At 44.0% G+C, this 19,387-nt stretch carries 16 protein-coding genes; 12 read left to right on the top strand and 4 right to left on the bottom strand.

Annotated elements, in window-relative coordinates; translation table 11 throughout:
• Positions 1–30 precede the first annotated feature (30 nt).
• A complete protein-coding gene (locus MN199_RS08990; protein WP_335739172.1) occupies positions 31–678 on the top strand; it encodes a cytochrome b/b6 domain-containing protein in 648 nt (215 codons plus the stop codon).
• Between the two features lie 20 nt (positions 679–698).
• On the opposite strand, the gene MN199_RS08985 is transcribed toward MN199_RS08990, so the two are convergent.
• Positions 699–1,148, bottom strand: coding sequence for a c-type cytochrome (locus tag MN199_RS08985; RefSeq protein WP_132584528.1), 450 nt, complete (start codon positions 1,146–1,148; stop codon positions 699–701).
• Positions 1,149–1,257: 109 nt separating this feature from the next.
• Between MN199_RS08985 and MN199_RS08980 the strand changes: the two genes are divergently transcribed.
• The 4 genes from MN199_RS08980 (at position 1,258) to MN199_RS08965 (ending at position 10,410) form a co-directional block, all read left to right on the top strand.
• Positions 1,258–4,215, top strand: a complete 2,958-nt coding sequence (locus tag MN199_RS08980; RefSeq protein WP_207903075.1) for a bifunctional diguanylate cyclase/phosphodiesterase — start codon at positions 1,258–1,260, stop codon at positions 4,213–4,215.
• Positions 4,216–4,236: 21 nt separating this feature from the next.
• The gene (locus tag MN199_RS08975; RefSeq protein ID WP_335739171.1) at positions 4,237–7,347 is read left to right on the top strand and encodes an amidohydrolase family protein; all 3,111 of its coding nucleotides are present in this window, start codon (positions 4,237–4,239) and stop codon (positions 7,345–7,347) included.
• Between the two features lie 11 nt (positions 7,348–7,358).
• Positions 7,359–8,663 carry an amidohydrolase family protein gene (locus MN199_RS08970; protein WP_335739170.1) on the top strand — a complete coding sequence of 435 codons (1,305 nt, stop codon included), beginning with the start codon at positions 7,359–7,361 and terminating at the stop codon, positions 8,661–8,663.
• Positions 8,664–8,727: 64 nt separating this feature from the next.
• Positions 8,728–10,410 carry a M28 family metallopeptidase gene (locus MN199_RS08965; protein WP_335739169.1) on the top strand — a complete coding sequence of 561 codons (1,683 nt, stop codon included), beginning with the start codon at positions 8,728–8,730 and terminating at the stop codon, positions 10,408–10,410.
• Between the two features lie 112 nt (positions 10,411–10,522).
• Here MN199_RS08965 and yciH read toward each other — a convergent pair whose 3' ends face one another.
• Positions 10,523–10,921 carry a stress response translation initiation inhibitor YciH gene (gene yciH, locus MN199_RS08960; protein WP_132584520.1) on the bottom strand — a complete coding sequence of 133 codons (399 nt, stop codon included), beginning with the start codon at positions 10,919–10,921 and terminating at the stop codon, positions 10,523–10,525.
• A gap of 149 nt (positions 10,922–11,070) precedes the next feature.
• On the opposite strand from yciH, the gene MN199_RS08955 reads away from it, so the two are divergent.
• Both MN199_RS08955 and MN199_RS08950 read left to right on the top strand, forming a co-directional pair.
• A complete protein-coding gene (locus MN199_RS08955; RefSeq protein ID WP_335739168.1) occupies positions 11,071–11,778 on the top strand; it encodes a GAF domain-containing protein in 708 nt (235 codons plus the stop codon).
• 40 nt (positions 11,779–11,818) lie between these two features.
• Positions 11,819–13,015: an amino acid aminotransferase gene (locus MN199_RS08950; RefSeq protein WP_132584518.1), complete on the top strand. Its 1,197-nt coding sequence runs from the start codon at positions 11,819–11,821 to the stop codon at positions 13,013–13,015.
• Positions 13,016–13,066: 51 nt separating this feature from the next.
• Here the strand turns inward: MN199_RS08950 and MN199_RS08945 are convergent, their stop codons facing one another.
• Positions 13,067–13,906, bottom strand: a complete 840-nt coding sequence (locus MN199_RS08945; RefSeq protein WP_335739167.1) for an alpha/beta fold hydrolase — start codon at positions 13,904–13,906, stop codon at positions 13,067–13,069.
• 420 nt (positions 13,907–14,326) lie between these two features.
• On the opposite strand from MN199_RS08945, the gene MN199_RS08940 reads away from it, so the two are divergent.
• Both MN199_RS08940 and MN199_RS08935 read left to right on the top strand, forming a co-directional pair.
• On the top strand, positions 14,327–14,479 hold the full coding sequence (locus MN199_RS08940) for a hypothetical protein (protein ID WP_165907396.1): 153 nt from the start codon (positions 14,327–14,329) through the stop codon (positions 14,477–14,479).
• Positions 14,480–14,707: 228 nt separating this feature from the next.
• Complete coding sequence (locus MN199_RS08935) at positions 14,708–15,451, top strand: substrate-binding periplasmic protein (protein WP_335739166.1); 744 nt, start codon at positions 14,708–14,710, stop codon at positions 15,449–15,451.
• Positions 15,452–15,479: 28 nt separating this feature from the next.
• Here the strand turns inward: MN199_RS08935 and ettA are convergent, their stop codons facing one another.
• Positions 15,480–17,141, bottom strand: coding sequence for an energy-dependent translational throttle protein EttA (gene ettA / locus MN199_RS08930; RefSeq protein WP_335739165.1), 1,662 nt, complete (start codon positions 17,139–17,141; stop codon positions 15,480–15,482).
• 159 nt (positions 17,142–17,300) lie between these two features.
• Here ettA and MN199_RS08925 point away from each other — a divergent pair, with 159 nt between their 5' ends.
• The 3 genes from MN199_RS08925 to MN199_RS08915 all read left to right on the top strand — a co-directional run bounded on the left by MN199_RS08925 (position 17,301) and on the right by MN199_RS08915 (position 19,185).
• Positions 17,301–17,654: a DUF2750 domain-containing protein gene (locus MN199_RS08925; RefSeq protein WP_132584512.1), complete on the top strand. Its 354-nt coding sequence runs from the start codon at positions 17,301–17,303 to the stop codon at positions 17,652–17,654.
• Positions 17,655–17,805: 151 nt separating this feature from the next.
• On the top strand, positions 17,806–18,450 hold the full coding sequence (folE, locus tag MN199_RS08920) for a GTP cyclohydrolase I FolE (protein WP_132584510.1): 645 nt from the start codon (positions 17,806–17,808) through the stop codon (positions 18,448–18,450).
• A 105-nt stretch (positions 18,451–18,555) separates the two neighbouring features.
• On the top strand, positions 18,556–19,185 hold the full coding sequence (locus MN199_RS08915) for a sterol desaturase family protein (protein ID WP_335739164.1): 630 nt from the start codon (positions 18,556–18,558) through the stop codon (positions 19,183–19,185).
• Positions 19,186–19,387: the final 202 nt, after the last annotated feature.

Raw genomic sequence — 19,387 nt, 5'->3', positions numbered from 1 at the left:
AAAAACTTAGCATAGCGGAGGCTAAAGGTAATGTCACAAAAAGTAAAAATATGGGATTTAGCAGTACGTTTTTTTCACTGGAGCCAGGTATTATTAATCGCTGGGCTTTGGTATACCGGCGAAGAAGGCATGATAGCGTTGCATCAACTGCTAGCCTATAGCCTAGCTGCATTGGTGGTATCGCGCCTTGTTTGGGGTGTGATAGGAAGTAGCACCGCGAAATTTAGTCGGTTTGCGACAACGCCAGTAACCGCTATTAATTATTTGCGTAAACCTTATCCGGTAACAGGGCATAACCCGGCTTCATTTTATATGATAGTGCTGCTTATTGTGCTGGTCGTGCTGCAATTACTCAGTGGTTTAGCAACACTTGATAATAATTATATTAATGATGGCCCGTTAGTTAGCCTATTACCTAATTACTGGGTTGAGCTGGCGTCTGATTTTCATAAAATGAATATTAATGTGTTATTAATTGCGGTGGCGGTGCATGTTTTTGCTGCACTGTGGCATAGCGCTCGGGTGCATAATGTTATTTGGCCTTTACTAACGGGAAAAGATAAGCCGCTAAACAAAGGTATTAAACTAAAAAATAGCGCCGCATTTTTTGTCTTATTCGTCTTTATGCTGGCGCTACTTTATTGGTGGCAAGGTAGTAAACTAATGGCACAGCTTTAAATTGTGCCATTTTTAGCTACTTATTCTTTATACTGATCGTGGCAGGCTTTGCAGTTACGGGCAAAGTTGCCAAAGGCTTTACGAACTTCCGCCTGATCGTTGCTATCTGCGGCCACTTTCAGTGTAGCCGCATCCGCAATGAGTTTTTCACTACGACTGGTGAAATCTGCCAAATTTTGCCAAATAGCCGCTTTCGCGTTACCGCCTTTATCTGCACCTGGCACGCTAAACGCTTCCCAAGGTAAGGTGGTTAACGTTGCTAGTGCGGTAGCGCGCTTGTTAACACGAGCGGCGTCGTAGTTTATTTCACCTTTTACCATAGCGGCAATATCACCCACGTTATGGCGAATAAGCTGAAAGGCTGCTTGACGGTATTCAATGCTATCTTCGGCATCGACAAAAGCGTTACCCGCTATTGCAGGTACTGATAACACAGCGAGACAAAGTAAGGCAGTTAGGGGCTTTTTCATTGATTCATTCTCTTTTGATGAAATTACATGCAATAATGGAAATAGGGTATCTTACCAGAAAGTAGAACCTTGCCAATAACCCTCTAGTTTTCGCAATTAGGCAGAGTGAGTGAAGGACGTTAATATAGCTAAATTACATGGAATGTATTCTTTAGGGCAAAAATTTGCACTAGTTGTGTTTTTGGCAATAGTTATTGCTGGTGTTGCTATTGGTTACGTTGCGCTTACGTTGCAAAAAAGTATGGTGCTTGAGCATCAGCAAGCCGTAGTTGAACAACAAACTAGAAGCTTTGCTCGGCAACTAAGCCACGATATTGCGCAAAAACAGCAAAAAGCCATCACAGCAAATCTTGCAGTTACAAGAATATTGAGTGCGCAGCAGTTAAATAGCAAAAAACGCTTAAGCCCGTTAGTTGATGGTAGTGTACGGGTGCAAGATAACTTTTCTGCCGCCTTTATTTCCGCTGCTAATTATACTGAGCGCACTGCGGCGATGTTTGAGCGCACGGCAACATTATGGCAAGAATTATCGCCGTTGATGTTACACGACTTTTTTAATTTCTACTTTATTGCTAAAGAGCAATTTATCCGTATCTCGCCAGCGGACTGGGCTATGTCTGTTGATGTAACTCATGATTTTCACGCCGATAACTTTTATCAAATAGCCACACCAGAGAATAATCCGGTGCGCCAGCCACGCTGGACTCCGGTTTACTACGATGCTATTTGGCAAAAATGGATGACTAGCCTGATTATTCCGGTATATATCGATGACGAATTTGTTGGTGTTACCGGTACTGACTATGTGCTCAATGATCTTATTGATAAATTAGCGTTGGGTAATAGCTTACAACAAGGCCACGCTTTATTATTTGATGAAAATGGCGTGGTGTTCGGCGCGTTATTCCATAAGCAAGTGCAATCACCAGCGATAAAGGCGCCTGACAGTAGAATCCAACTCGAAAGTGCCAGCCTACAAGCCTACGCCACCCAGGTTAGCGCAAAGCCAAAACAGTTAAACCAAGCAGCAACGGTAGCTCCGGAATACTTGCTGTCTGCTGCGCCAATTAGTGGCCTTAATTGGTACGTCGCGGTATATAACGAAAAGAAACGGGCGTTAACGGCTTTACAGAGTTTTCGGCGCAATTTATTAATAACTTTTTTAATTGTCGCATTAGCGGTGGCGTTGGTGCTACAGCTGGTTGTGCATCAGTTTATACTTAAGCGATTAAATAGATTATCTGGCGCCATAAACCGCTTATCCCGTGGCGATTTGCAAAAAGTGGTGCTGGATAACAAACATGATGAAATAGGTTTGCTGAATCAGGCATTTGGTCGAATGTCGGAGGAAATTTCTGAGCTAGTTACTGGCCTTAATATTCGTATTGAAGAAAAAGAAGTTGCCGAGCACTCTGCTCGCAAGTTAAGTAAAGCCGTTTCATTTTCTAGTTCTGGCATCGTATTAACCGATGAGCGGCTTAACATTGAGTATATTAACCCTTTTTTAACTGAGATGATTGGCAGTAATAACGAACAATTGCAGCAGCCGTTGCATAGTTTGTTTGCTGATGAAATGCGCCACGTTAGTGAGGAAATTACTGGCACCATCAGTGCTCGACAGCATTGGCGCGGGGATATGCTATTACAGCACCAAGACCGCCAGTTATGGGTGTCGCTGGCTATTGCGCCAATTCGCGATGAAAAGGGCAGTATTACTAATTATGTTTGTGCAATGCAGGACATTTCTTTTATTAAGCAAAGCCAGAAAAAAATGGAACAACTGGCTTACTACGATGCACTTACTGGGTTAGCTAACCGAAGTTACTTTCGTGACCAATTGCGCAAAGCCATTGCCATGGCGCACCGTGGTTATTACAACTTTGCGTTATTGTATTTTGATTTAGATGAATTTAAGCGTATTAACGACACCTTGGGGCATGACGCCGGAGATGAGCTGCTTAAAGAGGTGTCAAACCGACTAATGGCGAGGCTGCGTGAAGAGGATACTATCGCGCGCTTAGGTGGTGATGAATTTGCGGTAATATTAAGTGGTATCAAAGACAGAGCCCAAGCATCAGCCATAGCGGCTAATTTACAGCAAGCCTTTAGTACACCGGTAAAGTTGGGCCAGCACGAGGTTTCTATCAGTGCCAGCATTGGTATTACTATTGCCCCTGAAGATGCATCAGAAGAAGAATTACTGTTAAAGCATGCCGATTTAGCGATGTACGAAGCTAAAGCGCGTGGTAAAAACACCTTTCATTTTTTCAGCCAAGATTTAAATGATGCGGCAAACGAACGGCTATTAATAGAAAATAAACTACGTGAAGCCATTCGCGAACAACAGTTTTTATTGTACTACCAACCGAAAATTGATATTCGTAACAATAGTATTACTGGTTATGAAGCCTTATTACGTTGGCTAACACCCGATAATATTTTAATACCACCGCTACGTTTTATTTCTGTAGCGGAAAGTACCGGCTTAATAGTACAAATTGGTGAATGGATAATTTGGGAGGGTTGTCGCTTTTTAACACGACAGCATAGCCGTGGCCATAATGTCACCTTGTCGATTAATCTGTCAGCGCGCCAGTTTAATGATGATAACTTACCTGAAATTATTGAACGGATTTTAATTCGTACCGGTGCAAACCCAGCCAGTATTACCTTTGAAATTACCGAAAGTATGCTAATGGGTGATACCGATGCGGCTATTAACCAATTAAATCAGTTAAAGCGTCTCGGTGTGTCTTTATCTATTGATGACTTTGGTACAGGCTATTCCTCGCTTAGTTATTTAAAGCGTTTTCCGGTAGATGAGCTAAAAATAGATCGCTCGTTTGTCAAAGATATTCCGGATGATCGTAACGACATGAATATTGTGGCGGCGATTATTGCCATGGCACAGAAGATGAATCTTCGTGTTGTGGCTGAAGGAGTTGAAACGGCAGAACAAGTCGAATTTTTAAGAAGAAATGCTTGCTACCAGGTTCAGGGCTACTATTTTAGTACGCCATTGGCTGAGCAAGAGCTTGGTCGTCTGAACTACGTTATTAACAGATAATTCTTAATCCAGGAATAAGTTATGACCTCAGAGCGTTTGTCGCTGTTAAGCGCCGCGCTGATTAGTGCTTTTGCCGCTAGCAGCCACGCCGACCAGACCACACCCACACAAGGTATTGTTGATAAAACCCCTAACCTGATTGCGCTTACTGGCGCTACTGTTTATACCGAACCAGGCAAAAAGCTTAGCAATGCTACCGTGCTTATTGCGGACGGTCGTATTAGCGCAGTGGGTACCAAGATATCAGTGCCAGCCGGCTATCAAACTATTGATGCTAGCCGTTACACCCTATACCCAGGTTTTATTGACCCTTACACCCAATATGGTATTAAACCTGCAGAGCGTTCAGCTCCGGGTAGTTACCGTGATGCGCCGGTGTATAAAAATGATCGTAAAGGTGGCAACGCCAGTAATGATGCTATTCATGCCCAACAGCAGTGGGTATCAGAATTTAAACCTGATAGTAAAGCGGCAGCAGAGCTACGCAAATTGGGCTTTACTACCGCCCAGTCTGCGCGTTTTGACGGTATTTTTCGTGGTCAGGCGTTTGTTAGCTCATTAGGTGATGGCATCGCCAATGAGCTGGTATTAAAGGCTAATGGTCCGCAGTTTATGGCCTTTAGTAAAGGCACCTCAAAGCAAAGCTACCCTTCATCGTTAATGGGCAGTATTGCACTTATTCGCCAAACACTAAGCGATGCCAACTGGTATAACGGTGCTTATGGTAAAACTGACACGCGTTATTTTAACTCGCCAATCGAGTTTAATGCGGCGTTACAAAATTTAAGTCATATTGATCAGTCAGGGGCAATTTTTGAAACCTCAGACGACAAATCATTACTACGTGCGCATCAGTTACTGAGTGAATTCAAACTAACTAATGCAGTAATAGTAGGTTCGGGTTTTGAATATGTGCGCCGTGATGAAATAAAAGCCACTGGCCGTAGCATTATACTGCCGTTGAATTTCCCAGCTGCGCCGTCTGTTGAGCAAGTTGCTGATCAAGTCGACGTTAGTTTAGCGGATTTACGTCATTGGGAGCGTGCACCAGCTAACCCGGGCGAGCTAGCAAAGGCGGGTATTCCTTTTGCTTTAACTACCTTTAAACTAAAAGATACCAAGCAATTTTGGCCTAACTTACGTAAAGCGGTTAAATACGGTTTATCGGCTGATAAAGCCTTGGCCGCCCTAACTACTGAACCTGCGCGTATCGCGGGTGTTGCCGATAGGTTAGGTAAAATTGCTCCAGGTTATCAGGCAGACTTAGTACTGGCTGATGGTGACTTATTTACCGATGGTGCCATAGTCGCAACCTGGATCCGCGGGCAGCAGCATCTTATTACTGCGGTTAATCCGGTTAATTTTGCTGGCGAATACCAGCTTAATATCGCAGGAAAGGCCGTTACTATTAAACTAGACGGTAGTGGCGATAAGCTAGCTGGCAATGCCAAGTTAGTATCAGCAGCAGATACTAAGGGCGTTAAATTAGACAATGTTACTGCCGCACAGCAATTATTGCAGTTCAATGTTAATTTAGCCGAACTAACGGGTGATAAGCAGATTGCGCAATTTAGCGGTCAATTAGTTGATAACAACTTAACCGGTAAATGGCAGCTATCAGGCCGCACTGAAACGGTAACTGCGCAGCGCCAAGCTACTGATAAAAAATCAGAAGCAGCCAAGGTAGCAAACGTTGACACGACGATGTTATCGCAACTTACTTTCCCTAACCGTGCTTATGGTTTGCCAGCTAAGGCGAAACAACAAAACGTGCATATAAAAAATGCTACGGTTTGGACGGCAGAAAAAGAGGGCGTGTTAGAAAATACCGACGTTATTGTACGCAACGGTAAATTCGACAAAATAGGTAAAAACCTTGCTACGCCAAGTGGTTTTGACGTTATCGATGCTAAAGGCATGCACTTAACGCCAGGGATCATTGATGAGCACTCGCACGTAGCTATTGAAGCTGGCGTAAACGAGGGCACCGACTCGGTTACCTCAGAAGTGCATATTGGTGATGTACTAAACCCAGAAGATATTAACTTGTATCGTGGTTTAGCTGGCGGTACTACTACTGCACAGTTATTACATGGTAGTGCCAACGCTATTGGCGGCATGGCGCAAGTTGTGCAATTTCGCTGGGGTGAGTCGGCTGATGGCTTAAAAATGAAAGCGGCACCACCAAGTATCAAATTTGCTTTGGGTGAAAACGTTAAACAGTCTAACTGGGGTGACTCTTTTACCTCACGTTACCCGCAAACGCGTATGGGTGTTGAAACTACAGTGCGTGATGCGTTCCAAGCAGCTAAAGAATATAAAGCGACTTGGGCTGAATATAACAAGCTGTCAAAACGTCAGCGTGATGATGTAGCGCCACCGCGCACTGATTATCGCCTGCAGACGTTAGTTGAAATACTAGATAAAAAGCGCTTTATTCATACTCACTCTTACGTGGCATCGGAAATATTAATGCTAATGGATGTTGCCGAAGAGATGGGCTTTAACATCACAACTTTTACGCATATTTTAGAAGGCTATAAAGTTGCTAAAGAAATGAAAGCGCACGGCGCTAGCGCGTCTACTTTCGCTGATTGGTGGGCGTATAAAATGGAAGTGCAAGATGCCATTCCAACTAACGCCTGTTTAATGGCTAAAGAAGGCTTGTTGGTTAGTATTAACTCTGACGATGCCGGTTTGCAGCGCCGTTTAAACCAAGAAGCAGCAAAATCAGTAATGTATTGTGGTATGGACCAACATGATGCCCTGAAAATGGTTACCATTAACCCAGCAATACAGCTGAAAATAGACGGTGTTACTGGCTCTATTAAGCAAGGCAAACAAGCGGACTTCGTGTTGTGGAATACCAACCCATTGTCAGTATATAGCCAAGCGCAGCAAACCTGGATTGCCGGTACTAAGTACTTTGATATCAACACCGACAAACAGCTTCAGCAAAACTTAGAGGCAGAAAAGGCCGCGCTAGTGCAAAAAGTGCTTGGAGCCGATGACTCTGCAAAAGCCGGTGACAAAGACGCTTATAAGCAGGATGAGCCAGAATGGCACTGTGAAGATCAGGGTGACTGGTGGAACATTACCACTCACATCCATGCTAACGGCCGTGCACACTAAGGAGCAGCAGAATGAAATTATCTAATACCTGTTTAAGTCTGATTGTTGCCTTAGCTGGCAGCATTAGTGCAGGGCAAAGCTTAGCAAACGATATGGTGCCAGCAAAAGCGGCAACCGGACCGTTATTATTAACTGGTGTTACCTTGCACACGGTAACTGCTGGTGTTAGCAGCAATACTGATTTGTTAATAGTTGATGGTAAAATTGCGGCTATTGGCCAAGGTTTAACTGCACCAGAGGGCGCTACTGTATTGGCACTTGATGGCAAGCATGTTTATCCAGGTCTTATCGCACTGGCTAACCAACTCGGTTTAACTGAAATTGATGCCGTACGCTCAACCGATGATACGAACGAAGTAACGCAAACTAACCCTGATATTCGGGCGAAAGTGGCTTATAACGCTGATTCTGAAGTTATTCCAACTATTCGCAGCAATGGTTTTGCTTATGCGATGGTGTATCCATCGGGCAGCATGTTAATGGGCCAGTCAAGTTTAATGCAGCTAGATGCCTGGAACTACCAAGATGCTGTGGTTGCTGATGGTACGGGGTTGCATGTGCGCTGGCCTAATGCTGATAGCTTAGGCTCACGCTGGAACCCAAAACCGGCCGACGAAGTGCGTAAAGCCAATGCAGCACAGTTAGAAAAACTACAGCAGCATTTTAAATCAGCTAAAGCTTACTTTGATGCGGAACAAGCCGGATTAAACAAAGGCATAGACTCGCGTTGGCAAGCCATGTTGCCCGTGTTTAAAGGTGAGCGACCGTTGTTTGTTCACGCCGATGATGCACGGCAAATTCGCCAAGCCATGCTATTAGCCAAAGAATATGGCGTGAAGCTAAATATTGTTGGTGGGCGTGATAGCTGGCGTATGGCGGATGAACTGGCCGCAGCCAAGGTGGCGGTAATTTATACTGCGCCCTATGGTTTACCAACCCGCGGTGACGAAAATTATAGCCAAGCCTTTATTACGCCAAAAGTATTACAAGATGCCGGTGTTGAGTATGCCTTATCACTAGATGGCTATTGGGATACCCGTAACGTGGTGTTTGCGGCAGGTCAGGCCATTAGTTTTGGTTTAACTCCAGAGCAAGCGTTACGTTCTGTTACCATTAATGCTGCGAAAATTGCGGGTGTTGCTGATAAAATAGGTAGCATTGAGGTAGGCAAAGCTGCCAGCCTAGTGGTATCTGACGGTGATATTTTCGATTATCTGGGCCACAAGGTTACCCATTTGTGGATCGATGGTAGGGCGGTTGACTTAAATAACCACCACAAGCAAATGCACGATAAATACCAGCAGCGCATTAACTAAGCGCGCCGCTTAAGTATAAAACCAGTGCCAGCCTATGCTGGCACTGCTATTTTAAGGACGTTAAATGAAGCTAAAACTTATTGCCGCCGCACTAACATTAAGTGCGTTAACGGGGTGCGTTGGCACCGCATCACAAACTTCAGCGGTGTTAGCACCCGCTGCGAATGCACAAGCAATAGAAGCGCATATGCAGTTTTTGTCTGCCGATGCCTTAGCGGGCCGCGACACTGGCAGCAAAGAACATGAAATTGCTGCTATTTATATTGCCACGCAGCTGCAAGCATTAGGCCTTAAACCAGCTGGTGAAAATGACAGTTATTACCAGCGTGTACCTATGCGTAAAGCGCGTTTAGCCGCCAATAGCGCAAAATTTACGCTACATGTTGATGGCAAAAATACTGAGCTAAGTTACCCGAAAGCTTTTTTTACCGGGCCTAATATGCAGCATGCGGCCACCGATGTTACTGCGCCTTTAGTGTTTGCTGGTTACGGCATGGTGTCAGACGAATTTAGTATTAACGATTATGCTGGCTTAGATGTTAAGGGCAAAATTGTCGTTATTCTTGCTGGCCGCCCAGACAGTTTACCTAGCGAAGAAGCGGCACATTTAAATAGTTTAAAAACTAAATTGGCCGCTGAGCGCGGTGCGGTAGGTGTTATTACCGTGCACACACCCATTCAAGAAAAAAACCGGCCGTACGCGACTAGCTTGCTATATTTAAATACGCCTAGCATGCAGTGGTTAAATGCCGATGGTGTACCCGCTGATAATTATCCTAACTTAAAAGCTGGTGCCTATATGCATCCTGACGCGGCAGCGGCATTGTTTGCTAAAGCGCCCGTATCGCTAGTCGATATTTTTACTCAGTTAGATAATAAACACAGCCCGAAAGGTTTTGATTTAGGTGTATCAGCATCACTAAACCGTAAATCTAACTATGAGCAAATATCTAGCCCTAACGTGATTGCCGTATTGCCGGGGTCAGATCCCATATTAAAAGACGAATATGTGGTTATTACTGCCCACTCTGACCATATTGGCTTAAGCAACGATTTACGCAGCGACGATAAAATAAACAATGGTGCAATGGATAACGCCGCCGGTGTATCTATTTTATTAGAAACCGCACGCTTATTTGCACAGTTACCAGAGGCGCCTAAACGTTCTATTTTATTTGTTGTGGTAACGGGTGAAGAAAAGGGTTTATTAGGTGCAGATTACTTTGCCAACCACCCAACCCGGCCAATTGAAAAGTTAGTCGCTAACGTTAATTTAGATATGCCAGTATTGCTGTACCCCTTTGCTGACATGATTGCGTTTGGAGCTAACCATTCGTCATTAGGTAATGTGGTAAAACAGGCTGCAGCTAAAGAAGGCATTGCGTTAAGTGCTGATCCAATGCCAGAGCAAGCAATTTTTACGCGCTCAGATCACTATACTTTGGTGAAAAAAGGCATCCCAGCCGTATTCTTAATGACAGGCTTTAAATCGCAAGATCCAAAGCAAGACGGTGGACAAATTTGGGGTAGTTTCTTTGCTAAGCATTATCATAAGCCATCGGATGACATTCCAAGTCTAACCAAAGAATATGGGCCAATTCGTTATGATGCAGGCGCAGTATTTACCAATATTAACTTTAATATTGCCCTAGATATCGCCAACACCAAACAGCGACCTTATTGGTTGAAAGACAGCTTTTTTAATAAAGTGTTTGGTCAGCCGTATAATAGTGAAGCGGTAAAGTAGCCTGCAAATTGTACTGATAATACATCAAGAGAATCGACTTACCTTAAACCAACCGTTGACGGCGTGTTGGTGTGGGTAAGCCGGTTCATTTCTAAGCACCAAGGCGCAGGTATCAGCCTCCGGCCCATTTGGTTTTAAAACCCTCTGCTTGCAATAACTGCTCAACTAACTCGCGTTTATCGCCTTGTATTTCAATTACGCCATCTTTTACTGCACCGCCGCAGGCACACTTTTTTTTCAGTTTGGCGGCAAGCCGCTCTAATTCATCCGCTGTTTTTGCAATACCGCTAATGGTTAACACCGCTTTACCGCCACGGCCTTTGGTTTCTCGGCGAATACGCACTGCGCCATCTTCATAATTTTGGCCAACAACTTTGTCGCTGGGTTTATTGTTAATGCGACCTGTCGCGGTGCTAAATACCAAGTTAGGGTCATCTTTTAGCGTAGTGGTATTGCCGCTCGGATTAAGTTTTGCTTGCCAGTCAGCCAGTGAAATTTTATTTGATGCCATAAAAATAGTGCAGGTTACGTTACAATAGTGTCAGCTTAATGGTCCATGCCGGTTGGGGCAACAATTAGTGTGCAATTAGCCGAGCCTGCTTGGTTTTTTAATGGCTTCTGGTAAAATGCTTACCAAATTTAGAAATCTGGATGGCTATAATGATGCACGTTTCTGTACCAACATCGATATCTGTTTCTGACTATCTTCAGCGCTCCGGTTTAGTAGCCCAGTATGGTGATTTATCACCACAGGTACATGCAATATTAGTCACACTGCGCAGCTATTTGCAGTGTGTTGCTGCACCCAAAGTACAATGGCAGTATCAAGTTCCAGAGTTAGGTGAGGGAGGCGCGTGTTCACTATTTGGTGAACTAACTGATACGCCTTATGACTTAAGCGCTATCTTAGGTGGGCAAACTGAAAAAAACCTCATTGCATTGCAACAATTAACTAAAATAGTCACGTTTTATCGTGAGAATTCAGGTTTAGATTGGTTTGGTATTTATCAGGCTAGGCCTAATGTTGATGCACAGCAGGTATTGGTGAAATTAGCCTATTACGGTGCGCCATCACGTGCAGAGTTTCCGTTAACGGCGGAATTTGCTAAAGCCAGCAATAACAGCAGCGTAGGTTTAAGTGGTCGCGCAAAGGTGATTAACGATGTTGCGGCGTATTTAGGCACTGGCGGCGAATATTATACCTGCGATCCTAAGGTACAAGCTGAAGCGTGTTTGCCTCTGTTTGACCAATCAGGCAAAATAGTCGGCATTGTTGATGCTGAAGATTTTAATAAACACGTATTCACTGCTGATGCTATGGCACTGTTGGTTGCGGTATGTTTAACCATACCGGCATACTTGCCATAAGCGCAGTCTTTTTCATGTAACTTTAATCAGGTAGAACATTATGTTTGCTCAGTTACAACCGGTAGCCACTGATCCAATCTTAGGTTTAATGGCAGCGTATAAAGAAGATCAGAACCCGAATAAAGTCGACCTAGGTGTTGGCGTATATAAAGATGAGCAAGGCCATACCGCAGTATTAAAATGCGTAAAAGAAGCAGAAGCACTGCGTTTAAAAAACGAAGATAGCAAAACCTATATAGGTATGGCTGGTGACTTAGGCTTTAACGCGCATATTGAAAAGTTAGCCTTTGGTCACGCCCATAAGGCGTTGCTAGCTAACCGTATAACCAGTGCCCATACCCCAGGCGGTACAGGCGCTCTGCGTGTTGCTGCCGAATTTATAAAAAAAGCTAACCCTAACGCCACTATTTGGGTAACCAAACCCACTTGGGCTAACCATATTTCTATGTTTAAAGCCGCTGGCTTAAACGTAAAAGAATACACCTACTACGATTACAGCACTAAGGGGCTGGATGAGGAGGGTATGTTTGCTGATTTAGCCAACGTACCAGCGGGTGATGTGGTGCTGGTACACGCTTGTTGTCATAACCCTAGCGGTATGGATCTAACCTTTGCTCAGTGGCAGCGTTTTGCCCAAGTAGCTAAAGAGCGCGGTTTTACACCTTTGGTTGATATGGCTTATCAAGGTTTTGGTGCTGGGCTTGAAGAAGATGCCAAAGGTTTGCGTCATCTAGCTGATACTGTTGATGAAATGCTGCTGTGTAGCTCATGTTCAAAAAACTTTGGCTTATACCGTGAGCGTATAGGTGCAGTGTCTATTATGTCAGCTGATAGCAAAGTAAGCGATATTGTTAGAAGTAACCTGCTAGGTGTCGTGCGCAGCATTTATTCTATGCCACCAGCGCATGGCGCTATTGTGGTGGCGAATATTCTGGATAGCGCCGAGCTAACAGCGTTATGGCACCAAGAGTTGGCAGAAATGCGTAATCGTATTAACAATTACCGCCAGTTAATTATTGATAAGCTAGCCGGTGAAGGTGTAACTCAAGATTTCAGCTTTATAACCCGTCAGCACGGTATGTTTAGCTTCTTAGGTATTGATAAAGCCCAAATTGCTCGTCTGCGTAGTGAGTTTAGTATTTATATGGTTGATTCAAGCCGAGTTAGCATTGCTGGGTTAAACCATAGCAATATTGATTACTTTGCTAAGTCGGTAGCCACAGTGCTTAAAGGCTAATTGTTTTTAGCACTATATAAGCTAATAAAAACCGCAGCTTGCTGCGGTTTTTTATTGCGCTAAAAATTGCTGTATATGTTCGGCAACAGCTTCCGCTTCAGTCATATGACAATGGTGGCCACCCATTACCAGTGCTATTTGCAGCTGTTGGTAATGTTTAGCTAATGCGTTTACTTTGGAATAAAACGGACCGTCTTGGGCAATGACCGCAAGCGTAGGGCAGGTTACCGCTGACATTAGCGCTATGGCTTGCTCTGGGCTTAAGCGGTACACCGAACTGTATCGCAGGCGCATATCCGCCCGCCAGGTTATGCCTTTGTCGCTAGCAATGGTGCCACGCTTAGCAAGTAACATAGCTTCAACCAAACTAAAATCACTTTGTTTTTGCCGAGCGAAAGCTGCCTCATTAATGTCAGCGTAGTTAGGCTTGCGTGTTGTGGGCTTTAACCGTGACAGTACACCGTCTCTTAATTGCTTCACGCTATGCGCTGGCGTATCGGTAACAAAGCCTAAACTATCTATCAGTACCAGCTTCGCAACCAATTCAGGAAATGCGGCAGCTAGCGCAGTCGCTACCATGGCGCCCATCGAGTGACCAATAATGGTCAGTTGTTGCCAATGTTGTTGGCGGCACAGCTGCACGATATCTTGTATCCAATCAAAAAAATAGTAATGAGCGTCGTTACTGCGGTGCGTTGAATGACCATGACCGGGAAACTCAATAGCCAACATTGGCAGATTAGCAAACTGTTGAGTCAATGGAATAAAGCTGGCAGCGTTATCTAACCAGCCATGTAAACATAACACTGGGGTTAGGTGGGTAAAATCGGCGGTATTGCTTAGCGCGGCCAAACTGCTGCCAGCACTATTAAAGTTAAATGAGTACTGCATAGTGTTCCGTTTCATAGTGTCGAGTTTTAAAACCGCACCTAGAATAGCATACTGACTTTGATTGGCGGCTGTTGGCTTATTTTTGTCTTGAAAAGTTGGTGTATAGTGTAGTTGTTTTTAATTAGAATAACTAACCGTTATTGTCGCGCGTTAAAACTGCTTATCTTAGGCTACACCATGGTTTCATGCTGGTTTAATAACCTCATTGTGAATAATGATTGCTTAAATGTGCATATTAATGAGTTTATTTTGCGATTTAAGCGCAATGTTTAATAAATTTAAGGTTTGTGAATATGAATGCAAAATGACTGACTCATTAGAATATCTAATGGCTTGGTGCTAATTTAACTCGTTCGTCAGTTGTGTAAAAAATCGGCATAATACTCAGCATAAAGTAACAGAGCAAAACCGAGGTGCAGCATGACAACATTAAATACCACAGCAGATAAACATGATGTTAGCGCTAAAGGCAGCAATGCCGTTGCCCGAGCATTATTTATACGTAAACTTAACAACTGGCTAACGATGATGGGCCGTGCGTTAAACACTAGCTCAATGGTTATCAGCAAGTAAAATATCCCGTTTTTTGTAGAAAAGCCACGCGCCCCCAACCCGCGTGGCTTTTTTATTTCTACTCCCTTGCCAACACATATTGCTTGCTTCACATTAATTACTATTCGTTTGACTGAAGACAAAATTTAGATCCCTAATTAGCTGTTTATTAGCAAATAAAGGTTCATAGTTGCGTTTCAGCGAGTTGTTAACTGACGGTTTGGCCGGGCAGTAATATAGGCAATTAAAATGAAATGGTTTCTAGTAATAAGTTGCTGCTTAAGTTTTCATCTTTTGGCACAGACACCGTTGCGAGTTGTTACTGAACAATCACCGCCACATCAAACCTTAATTAACGGTGTGGTAGCAGGCTTAAGTACCGAGTTAGTGCAGGCTACGTTGGCTGAAGCTGGATTGCATACCGCTATTGAGATATACCCATGGGCAAGAGCGCTGCATATTGCGCAAAACCAGCCCAATGTATTGATTTATAATATCGCGCGCACTAAAGAGCGGGAAAACCAGTTTCATTGGATTGGTGAAGTTGCGGCTTATCAGTTAGGTTTTGTTAAGTTAAGCCACCGAGATGAAGTGAGCATTGCTTCGCTAAGTGATGCGACTAAATATACCGTGGCGGTGCAGCGTAACGATTTAGCCGCAGATTTTTTACAGCAAAATAATTTTAAAGCAGGCACGCAGCTAATAATGGTCGCCGATATTGCTGAATCTTGGCGCTTGTTACTCAAAGGTAACGTTGACTTGATTGTTGACGATCCGGTCGCACTAATTGATATGGCGGTATCGTTAAATCTACCCGAAAAGTACGTTAGTTTTGTTTATGCCATCCCCGAGCTTAAACAACACACTTGGCTAGCGGCAAGCCTTAACACCTCAGCTGATTTAGTAAGCCAACTGCAGTTAGCGCATACTAAGGTTGCCCAAAGCGAGCGTTATCGAGAAATAATGTCGTCTAGTTACCATAAAGTGCAATAAAAAACGCCCGCAGTAGCGGGCGTGTGGTTTATATTTTTTTGTACTTTATTCTATGGGGCTCCAGTGCTGCCGCGCCGTATGTGGCTTTTAACCAAGCTTCATAATCAGAGTAGTTACCTTCGAAGAAGTTAACTTTACCTTCGTCGCGGTAATCTAGAATATGCGTGGCTATACGGTCAAGGAACCAACGGTCATGCGAGATCACCATGGCACAGCCCGGGAAATCCAGTATCGCGTTTTCAAGTGCGCGTAAGGTTTCAACGTCTAAGTCGTTGGTTGGCTCATCGAGTAACAGCATGTTGCCGCCCGCCTTTAATAACGCAGCTAGATGCACACGGTTACGCTCACCACCGGATAATTCACCAATAAACTTTTGCTGATCGTTACCTTTAAAGTTAAAACGACCAACATAAGCACGGCTAGGGATCTGAAAGCTGCCAATTTGTAACATATCTTGGCCGTTCGAGATTTCCTGCCAAATGGTATTTTTCGGGTTCATGTTATCGCGAAACTGATCAACACTCGCCAGTTGTACGGTGTCGCCAACGCTTATTTCGCCAGAATCTGGCTGTTCAGTACCGCTGATCATTTTAAATAATGTTGATTTACCCGCACCGTTCGGGCCGATAATACCAACAATTGCACCCTTAGGAATGCTAAAGCTTAAGTCATCAATCAGTAAGCGGTCGCCATAAGACTTACGCAGGTTGGACACTTCTAATACTTTATCACCTAAACGTGGCCCTGGTGGAATAAATAGCTCATTGGTTTCATTACGTTTTTGAAACTCTTGGCTTTGTAACTCTTCAAACCTCGCCATACGTGCCTTGCTTTTCGCATGACGACCTTTCGGGTTGGTGCGTACCCACTCCAATTCTTGTTTAATTGAACGCTGGCGTGCGTTTTCAGTCTTTTCTTCTTGCTGCAAACGGGCGTCTTTTTGTTCAAGCCAAGAAGAGTAGTTACCTTCCCAAGGGATACCATAGCCACGGTCTAGCTCTAAAATCCAACCGGCAACGTTATCGAGGAAATAACGGTCATGGGTAATTGCCACAACGGTACCAGGGTAGTCGTGTAAGAAGCGCTCTAACCAGGCGACAGATTCAGCATCTAAGTGGTTAGTTGGTTCATCTAGCAACAACATATCTGGACGTTCTAACAACAAACGACAAATGGCTACCCGGCGGCGTTCACCACCTGATAGGTGTTCAATTTTTGCATCCCAAGGCGGCAAACGCAGCGCGTCGGCGGCACGCTCTAACGTATTATCTAAATTATGGCCTTCTTTAGCTTGGATCAGCGCTTCTAGCTCACCTTGTTCACGGGCTAGCGCATCAAAGTCGGCGTTCTCTTCGGCGTAGGCGGCATACACTTCGTCTAATCGAGTCAGTGCTGTTTTTACATCACTTACCGCTTCTTCAACAATTTCGCGCACGGTTTTAGTTGGGTCTAGTACCGGTTCTTGCGGTAGATAACCAATTTTTGTACCGGCTAAGGGTTTAGCTTCACCTTCAAATTCGGTATCCACACCTGCCATAATACGCAGCAAGGTTGATTTACCTGAGCCGTTTAAACCTAGTACACCAATTTTGGCACCGGGAAAAAATGATAAAGAAATATCTTTTAAAATTGTGCGCTTAGGTGGAACCACCTTAGACACGCGATACATCGAGTAGATATATTGAGCCATAATGTTATGCTTTTCTCTGCCTAAAACGAGTGCCGTTGATTGTACGTCATTTTGTCTGAACAAGGAATCTGGGCTAGTTGGCCTAGAAGATAAAACTCGCTTTTTTGCTGCGGTTTCTGGTCTAATAGCAGTAATTCTTTATCTTAGGTGGAAATGAATATGAGTCAGTTTGCGCAAGATCCAATTTTTCAGCGTTTTGTCGAAGAAGCGAAAACCAATGGTGTGGTTTATGTATTGGCAGAGGGCGAAGATTTATTGGTCGTTGAATCTGTAGAGTTTGAAGATACCGACGTGATGCCATTCTGGTCTGATGAAGCTGCCGCTAAAGCCCATTGCTCGGAAGAATGGGATATGTATAAAGTAGAGGCTATTCCATTAGATGTGTTTTGTGACGGTTGGTTAAAAGAAATGTATGACGACGGCGTACTTATTGGCACTAACTGGGACGAAAGTTTAAATGGCCCAGAAGTAGAGCCGCGTGAGTTGCTTGAAGCGTTAGCACTGGTTCAATAATACCGCTGATAAGACGGCGCTGCGGTTGTCAATTTGAGCTGTCTTCGATCATAAAATGGCAAAGAAATAACTATTTTCGTAAACTATTGCCTTCAGCGGCACGTATTGTAGTTTTCGCATTATGGTTATTAACGCCGGGTTGGGAATAGTTATGTTATCAGATGAAGCAATATTAGTTCGCCGTGCTTTAGAAGCGCAGGGGCTAGAAACGCCAATGCAGCACAACGGGCTGTCACGTGATCAGAAATACAACAAAATAAACGCCCTGATGAGTGAGGTGGTAAGTACACTAGGGCTAGATTTGGCGGATGATAGCTTGCGCGAAACACCGCATCGAATTGCTAAAATGTATGTTGACGAAATTTTTGGTGGCCTTGATTACGCTAATTTTCCGAAAATGTCATTAATTGAAAATAAGATGCAAGTTAAAGAAATGGTGAAGGTAAAAGAAATTAGCTTTACCAGCACCTGTGAGCATCACTTTGTCACTATTGACGGCACAGCTACTGTAGCTTACTTACCTGATGCTCGTATTATTGGTTTGTCTAAAATTAACCGTATTGTGCGATTTTTCTCGCAGCGGCCGCAGGTGCAAGAGCGCCTAACGCAGCAAATATTAGTCGCGTTACAAACCTTGCTACAAACAGATAATGTAGCGGTAACGATGGAAGCGGTGCATTACTGTGTTAAATCGCGCGGGGTGATGGACGTGACATCAAAAACCCAAACCACAGCCTTGGGCGGCACCTTTAAAGAGGATGCCCGCACCAGAGCTGAGTTTCTTGCACGTTATTAAGCAGAACACCTAACAACAAAGGCGCTTTTAAGCGCCTTTGTCATTTCTGTTTGCCGACGTTTGCCGTAGTATTCGGTATTACTAAACTTTAATGGATAGCGTTAGATGATCCCTGTTGAGCTTATCTTGTTGGCGTTAAGCCCTGTATTTGTTGGCTTTATTGCTTGGGAGTGGTTAAGTTCGCGTCGATTAGCTGTTGGCCGTTATCGTTGGCAGGATTCTGCCGCTAACGTTGTGCTCGCCTTGATGCACCAAGGCAGCGATATGCTGGCGCTATTGTTGTTAATGCCATTTTTTATCTGGCTGTATCAGTTTCATCTTTTTACTATTGAGCTTAATGTTTACTCCGTTGCCTTAGCATTTTTACTGCAAGATTTTCTTTACTATTGGTTTCATCGCGCATCACATCATATCCGTTGGTTGTGGGCATCGCATGTTACGCACCATAGCTCGCGGTTAATGAATTTTAGCACCGCATTTCGCCAAAGCCTAACCTATCCAATATCTGGTATGTGGTTATTTTGGACACCGCTTATTTTACTTGGCTTTACGCCAGCGCTAGTGTTTGCCGTAGTGGCATTGAATTTAGCTTTTCAGTTTTTTGTCCACACCCAGGCGGTTAAAAAGTTAGGCGTGTTGGAGTGGGTATTTAATACACCGTCGCATCATCGCGTGCATCATGCCTGTAACCCAAAGTACATTAATAAAAATTTTGGCGGAGTATTAATTATCTGAGATAGGCTGTTTGGTAGTTTTGTTGTCGAGCAAGATAATGAACCTTGCCGTTATGGCATTACCGATGATTTTTATTCTGAAAACCCACTGCAGATCACGTTTTATGAGTGGCGGCACATGTTAAATGAAATTAAAGCTTGCCGGTCTTGGCGTCAGTTGGTCACGATATTATTTGGTGAGCCGGTGCATCATGGTACAAATG

The organism is Rheinheimera metallidurans (assembly GCF_036983985.1).
GTDB classification, from domain to species: Bacteria; Pseudomonadota; Gammaproteobacteria; order Enterobacterales; family Alteromonadaceae; genus Alishewanella; species Alishewanella metallidurans.
Note: the sequence above shows the minus strand (reverse complement) of the source record. Positions and strands in the feature narration are given on the sequence as shown.

What these genes read in the sequence shown, in the direction of transcription:
- MN199_RS08990 (WP_335739172.1), top strand. Translation starts at nt 31, where the DNA reads ATGTCACAAAAAGTAAAAATATGGGATTTAGCAGTACGTTTTTTTCAC.
- MN199_RS08985 (WP_132584528.1), bottom strand. Translation starts at nt 1,148, where the DNA reads ATGAAAAAGCCCCTAACTGCCTTACTTTGTCTCGCTGTGTTATCAGTA.
- MN199_RS08975 (WP_335739171.1), top strand. Translation starts at nt 4,237, where the DNA reads ATGACCTCAGAGCGTTTGTCGCTGTTAAGCGCCGCGCTGATTAGTGCT.
- MN199_RS08970 (WP_335739170.1), top strand. Translation starts at nt 7,359, where the DNA reads ATGAAATTATCTAATACCTGTTTAAGTCTGATTGTTGCCTTAGCTGGC.
- MN199_RS08965 (WP_335739169.1), top strand. Translation starts at nt 8,728, where the DNA reads ATGAAGCTAAAACTTATTGCCGCCGCACTAACATTAAGTGCGTTAACG.
- yciH (WP_132584520.1), bottom strand. Translation starts at nt 10,921, where the DNA reads ATGGCATCAAATAAAATTTCACTGGCTGACTGGCAAGCAAAACTTAAT.
- MN199_RS08955 (WP_335739168.1), top strand. Translation starts at nt 11,071, where the DNA reads ATGATGCACGTTTCTGTACCAACATCGATATCTGTTTCTGACTATCTT.
- MN199_RS08950 (WP_132584518.1), top strand. Translation starts at nt 11,819, where the DNA reads ATGTTTGCTCAGTTACAACCGGTAGCCACTGATCCAATCTTAGGTTTA.
- MN199_RS08945 (WP_335739167.1), bottom strand. Translation starts at nt 13,906, where the DNA reads ATGCAGTACTCATTTAACTTTAATAGTGCTGGCAGCAGTTTGGCCGCG.
- MN199_RS08940 (WP_165907396.1), top strand. Translation starts at nt 14,327, where the DNA reads ATGACAACATTAAATACCACAGCAGATAAACATGATGTTAGCGCTAAA.
- MN199_RS08935 (WP_335739166.1), top strand. Translation starts at nt 14,708, where the DNA reads ATGAAATGGTTTCTAGTAATAAGTTGCTGCTTAAGTTTTCATCTTTTG.
- ettA (WP_335739165.1), bottom strand. Translation starts at nt 17,141, where the DNA reads ATGGCTCAATATATCTACTCGATGTATCGCGTGTCTAAGGTGGTTCCA.
- MN199_RS08925 (WP_132584512.1), top strand. Translation starts at nt 17,301, where the DNA reads ATGAGTCAGTTTGCGCAAGATCCAATTTTTCAGCGTTTTGTCGAAGAA.
- folE (WP_132584510.1), top strand. Translation starts at nt 17,806, where the DNA reads ATGTTATCAGATGAAGCAATATTAGTTCGCCGTGCTTTAGAAGCGCAG.
- MN199_RS08915 (WP_335739164.1), top strand. Translation starts at nt 18,556, where the DNA reads ATGATCCCTGTTGAGCTTATCTTGTTGGCGTTAAGCCCTGTATTTGTT.